This is a genomic window from Phosphitispora fastidiosa (assembly GCF_019008365.1).
Taxonomy (GTDB): Bacteria; Bacillota; Thermincolia; order Thermincolales; family UBA2595; genus Phosphitispora; species Phosphitispora fastidiosa.
Genome location: NZ_JAHHUL010000053.1, coordinates 1 through 1,108, shown reverse-complemented (window position 1 = coordinate 1,108; position 1,108 = coordinate 1). Strand labels below are relative to the sequence as shown.

The 1,108-nt window shown below is 40.9% G+C and carries 2 protein-coding genes and 1 pseudogene; 2 read left to right on the top strand and 1 reads right to left on the bottom strand.

Annotated elements, in window-relative coordinates:
* Positions 1 to 160: 160 nt before the first annotated feature.
* Positions 161 to 508, top strand: a complete 348-nt coding sequence (locus Ga0451573_RS18890) for a type II toxin-antitoxin system RelE/ParE family toxin (RefSeq protein ID WP_231685748.1) — start codon at positions 161 to 163, stop codon at positions 506 to 508.
* Between the two features lies 1 nt (position 509).
* Entirely contained in the window at positions 510 to 779 is a 270-nt protein-coding gene (locus Ga0451573_RS18885; protein WP_231685747.1) for a helix-turn-helix transcriptional regulator, read from the top strand.
* Positions 780 to 928: 149 nt separating this feature from the next.
* Here the strand turns inward: Ga0451573_RS18885 and Ga0451573_RS18880 are convergent.
* Positions 929 to 1,108 (bottom strand): annotated as a pseudogene (locus Ga0451573_RS18880) (group II intron reverse transcriptase/maturase); the annotation flags it as partial.

The window sequence follows — 1,108 nt, the reverse complement described above, 5'->3', positions numbered from 1 at the left end:
GACTTAACGCCGGTAGGGCCAGTGCTTAGCCGGTGTTTTTGCATGCTCAACTGCGGAAACACGGCTAAAATGTTAGACGATGTAACCCCGTCCTATATAAATCCCCTTGCACCTATAACATATATGTGATATAATGGTATCGAATTCGAGGTGATTATGTTTGTATGATATTGAGTATTATACAGAAAAAGGTAAATGCCCTGTTTTAGAATTCATTCAAGCGCGATCTCCAAAAGAACAAGCTAAAATACTTAGAGAAATAGACCTGCTTGAAGAATTCGGCCTGGCACTTGGAATGCCACACATTAGAAAAATGCACGGTACTGAAGACATTTGGGAATTAAGAATTAAGCATAGCACAAACAATTTTCGCATATTTTACTTTTGTTTCACCGGAGGTACTTTCATTCTATTACATGGCATTAGAAAAACTACTGGAAAAACACCGGTTAAAGACCTTAACTTAGCGGCTAAGCGCATGGCCAACTATCTGAAAGGAAGTGATTGATTTGAACCATCAAGACATTAAAAATCAACTTCTTCAAAATCCCGAGGTTAAAGACGAATATGAAAAACTTAAAGTCTTATATGATATTAAAAGAGAAATCATAAAATTACGTATCGAACAGGGGCTAAGCCAAAAAGAGCTAGCAGCAAAAGTGGGAACTCGACAATCTGCTATATCAAGATTAGAAAGCGGTGAATATAATCCAAGCATTGAATTCTTGAACAAAGTAGCTCATGCCCTGGGAAAAGAATTAGAAGTAAAGTTCAACTAAGCAGTGGTCATCCCACTGTTTTTTTGTCCCCAAAGACGGGTTATTTCGTCGTCACGGTAGGAACGCCGGTTGCCCGACGCCCCCCGCACAGATTCCCGGCGTGCGGAACTACCGCACCGGGCTCTTCAGGAATACTCGCTTCCGTAAAATCAGACAAAACTAAAGTCAAGTTCTAACTGGGTATTAGGGTTTCCCCTTATTCTGGGAACCCCAATTCTGTAGCGTCTGAGAAGTCGTCTAAACTGCCAGAGGTTAAAACTTCGCCGCTGACTCCTCCGGTTCAGCCATTTGTAGAGTATTTTCTTGGTTATATAGTAGTATTCGTTCAG